The following is a 3,776-nucleotide window of genomic DNA, read 5'->3' on the forward strand; positions in this document are numbered from 1 at the left end:
GAGCGGTCTCTTTCCTCCCCGTTCCCCCCGTGGCCGGGCCGGCGGTCCCCCGTGTCTCGCGGGCCCTGCGCCCAGTCTCCGCCTTACCACACTCAAGTCGCCATGCCTGACGACCGGTTCAGAGCAAGAATTGAGCTTCGGGTCACCTCCTGCCGCGCCGCACCAGCTCGTCGGCCCACTCGTTGAGGGCCTGCGGAGTGCCGGTCAGGTCCATCACGAACAGCGGGAGCCGCAGGTCGTCCGCCCGGCAGCGGGCGTCGCGGGCATAGCCAGCCAGGGAGAAGCAGACGCTCGTCGCGGAGTCCAGCAGGCCGTACAGCCACAGGCACTCGATGTCGCGCAGGGTGGTCGGGAGGGTCGTGGGGTCGACACGGGCGACGACGCCGGTGGCGCACAGGTCCACCCCGCTCGCGGCGGGCGCCGGGCAGTTGCCGGGGCGGCGTACGTCCGGGAAGCCCAGCCAGCGCAGATAGCGCTCGGCGGACATCACCGCGTCGCGCTCGGTACGGATGGCCACCGGCCGGAACGGCGGCTTCGAGATGGCGCGGGGGCGCGGGGCGGTATCGGAGGGCGCCTCGGGCGCCTCCTCCTCCGGGCCCTTCACGCCCTTGGTCTCCTGGGGGTTCTCCACGGCGTCGCGCGGTGGCAGGACGGGCAGCCGGACGACCGTCCCGCAGGAGCAGCCCAGTTCGGGCCGGGGCCACTGGCCCTGACGGTCGCAGGAGGGGCAGCGCACCGCCACCCAGGAGTCGCGCCAGGTGCGGTGGGCGAGTAACTCGGGAGTGGCGTCGGGCGGTACCGGCAGGGTCAGCGGGGTGCCGCAGGCGCAGGGAAAGGTCGGCGGGGTGAAGGAGTGCTCCCGGTGACACGTGGGGCAGTGCACCGGCACGCTCTTGGCCATCTTCGGCTCCAGCGTAGGGTCCGTAGGGGATATGGGACCCCATCGTCCACGATGCGGGCGCGGCGGGGGAGCGAATCGGCAAGGCGGGCGCGGGAGAGTGCTCCGGGCGGCGCCGCCGGGGCGCGAACAGGATGGATGCCGGCGTCACCGCCCGGAGGTCAGGGGAGCGGTTCGAACTCCTCCACCGCGTCGATGTTCACACCGTGCGGGGTGTTCGCCTCCCGCTCGATCATGATCTCGACGAGGACGGGCCGGGAGGTGGCGACCGCCTCCTTGCGGGCCCACTCGATCGCCGGACGGATGTCCGCCGGCGCCACGACCCGCCGCCCCGAACAGCCGTAGGCCTCCATCAGCTTGACGTTGTCGGTGCCCGTCTCGTCGTAGTGGACATCGACCTGGTAGTTCATCCCGTAGCCGATGGACGCCTGCCGGATCAGGCCCAGATACTCGTTGTTGAGCATGATCAGGACGAACGGGACGCCGTACTGCGCCGCCACCGCCAGCTCCTCCGCCGTGTACTGGAAACCGTAGTCCCCGACGACGCCCACCACCTCGGTGGCGCCCCGGCCCATGCCCTCCAGCGCCTTCTTCGCCCCGATCGCCGCCGGTACCTCCCAGCCCAGGGGACCCGCCTGACCGCACACCTGGTAGTGACGGGGCCGGTGGGCCTTCTGATGCTGGCCGCCCCAGATCTGGTACAGGCCGATGGCGGTGAGGAAGTAGGTGTCCTCACCGAAGATCTCGTTGATCTCCTTGTAGACGCGGGGGGCCTTCACCGGGACGGTGTCGAAGTCCTCCCGCCGGACGAGGGTCCGCTTGAGCAGCCGGCAGCGCTCCCGCCACGACCGCCACGACCGGCACGGCCCCGCGTCCGCCCGGACCCCGCGCCGCCGGGCGGCGGCCAGCAGCGCCGCGAGGAACTCCTTCGCGTCCGAGACGACGCCCAGGTCCGGCGCGATCACCTTGCCGAGCTGGGTGGGCTCGACGTCCACCTGGACGAACGTCCGCCCGCCCCGGTAGACGCCGGTGTCCGCCCCCGTGTGCCGGTCGCCGAAGCGCGCGCCCACGGCGAGTACGAAGTCCGACTCCAGGAACGAGGCGTTGGCATACCGCTGCGAGGTCTGGATACCGGTGGTGCCCATGTGGAGCTCGTGGTCGTCCTCGACGGCCCCCTTGCCCATCAGCGTCACCTGGAACGGCACGCCCAGCAGCTCCACCAGCGCGCGCAGCTCGGCCGCCGCCCCGGCCAGGATCACCCCGCCGCCCGCCAGCACCAGCGGCCGCTCGGCCGCCAGCAGCAGATCCAGTGCGGCCTCGACAGCCGGCGGGTGCGGGACCGGGACGCGGACGGGGAGCCGGGTGTCGGTGGCGGCGTCGTAGCGGATCTCGCGCCGGGCGATGTCGACCGGGATGTCGATCAGCACGGGCCCCGGCCGCCCCTCGCGCGCGATCCGGAACGCCTCCCGGAACACCCAGGGGATCTGCGCCGCCTCCGTGACCCGTACCGCCCACTTGGTGACGGGACGGACGATCCCCACGATGTCGACCGCCTGGAACGCCTCCTGGTGCAGCTTGGCGGAGACCGCCTGGCCGGTGACGCAGACCATGGGGACCGAGTCGGCGTGGGCGGTGTACAGGCCGGTGACGAGATTGGTGCCCCCGGGCCCGGAGGTGGCCAGCGCCACCCCGACGCGACCGTTGGTGCGGGCCCACCCGTCGGCCATGTGTGCGGCGCCCGCCTCATGACGGACGATCAGGTGCTCGATGCCGCCGACGGTCTCCAGCGCCTTGTACAGCGGCAGGATCGCGGCGCCGGGGCAGCCGAAGACGATGTCGACGCCCTCGTCCTTGAGGATCCGCACGACGGCGTGCATGGCGGGGACGGTGGTCACGTGGTGCCCCCTGACAGCCGTTCGACGCCCCGGAGGAGGGCCGAGTGGTCGAGCGCGCCGTCGCCCTGCGCCCGGGCGGCGGCCACGAGCGTGGCCACCAGGGTCCCCAGTGGCAGCACGGCGCCGACCTCGCGGGCGGCGGCGGTGACGATGCCCATGTCCTTGTGGTGCAGCTCGATCCGGAACCCCGGCGGATAGTCGCGGTTGAGGAAGTTCTCCCGCTTCCGGCCGAGCACGGCGGAGGCGGCGAGCCCGCCGCCGAGGACGTCCAGCGCGGCGGCGAGGTCCACGCCGGACCTCTCCAGGAAGACGACGGCCTCGGCGCACGCCTGGATGTTGGCGGCGACGATCAGCTGGTTGGCGGCCTTGACGGTCTGCCCGGCGCCGTGGGGGCCGCAGTGCACGACAGTCGTGCCGAGCGTGCGCAGCAGGGGCGCGGCCTCCTCGAAGTCGGCCCGCTCGCCGCCGCACATCACGGACAGCGTGCCCTCGACCGCCCCGGCCTCGCCGCCGGAGACGGGCGCGTCGAGCGCCCGGACACCGTGGGCGGTCGCGTCGGCGGCGAGCGCGGCCGAGGTCCGGGGGCCGATCGAGGACATGTCGACGAACAGCGCGCCGGGGCGGGCGCTGGCCAGCACGCCGTCGTCGCCCCGGACGACGGCGGTGACCTCGCGGTCGGCGGGCAGCATGGTGACGACGACGTCGGCACCGGCGACGGCCTCGCGCACGGACCCGGCCGGGGTGCCGCCCGCGGCGGCGAGGCGGTCGAGCTTGTGGGGTTCGAGGGTGTGGCCGGTGACCGGGTATCCGGCCTTGAGGAGGTTCTCGGCCATGGGGGAGCCCATGACGCCTAGGCCTATCCAGGCGATGCGGGGGAGTTTCATACGCTTCCCTTTCGGGGTGGTTGTGGGTGCCCCGGTCCCGCCCCTTCCCGTTTCCCGGGGGCTCCGCCCCCGGACCCCCGCTCCTCAAACGCCGGACGG

General features: G+C 73.1%; 2 protein-coding genes and 1 pseudogene. All 3 read right to left on the reverse strand.

All coding sequences use genetic code 11. The annotated features are described in order from the left end of the window. Window positions 1-142 precede the first annotated feature (142 nt). Complete coding sequence (locus K6I33_RS32870) at window positions 143-901, reverse strand: hypothetical protein (protein WP_229358305.1); 759 nt, start codon at window positions 899-901, stop codon at window positions 143-145. Window positions 902-1,059: 158 nt separating this feature from the next. Further along, window positions 1,060-2,793 carry a glyoxylate carboligase gene (gene gcl, locus K6I33_RS32875; protein WP_374286466.1) on the reverse strand — a complete coding sequence of 578 codons (1,734 nt, stop codon included), beginning with the start codon at window positions 2,791-2,793 and terminating at the stop codon, window positions 1,060-1,062. Beyond that, window positions 2,790-3,680: pseudogene (locus K6I33_RS32880) on the reverse strand (2-hydroxy-3-oxopropionate reductase); the annotation flags it as partial. The gene gcl and the pseudogene K6I33_RS32880, both read right to left, overlap by 4 nt. Window positions 3,681-3,776 lie beyond the last annotated feature (96 nt).

Source organism: Streptomyces sp. UNOB3_S3, assembly GCF_020740895.1.
Classification (GTDB): domain Bacteria; phylum Actinomycetota; class Actinomycetes; order Streptomycetales; family Streptomycetaceae; genus Streptomyces.

Coding starts and splice junctions, on each gene's coding strand:
- K6I33_RS32870 (WP_229358305.1), bottom strand. CDS start 901: ATGGCCAAGAGCGTGCCGGTGCACTGCCCCACGTGTCACCGGGAGCAC.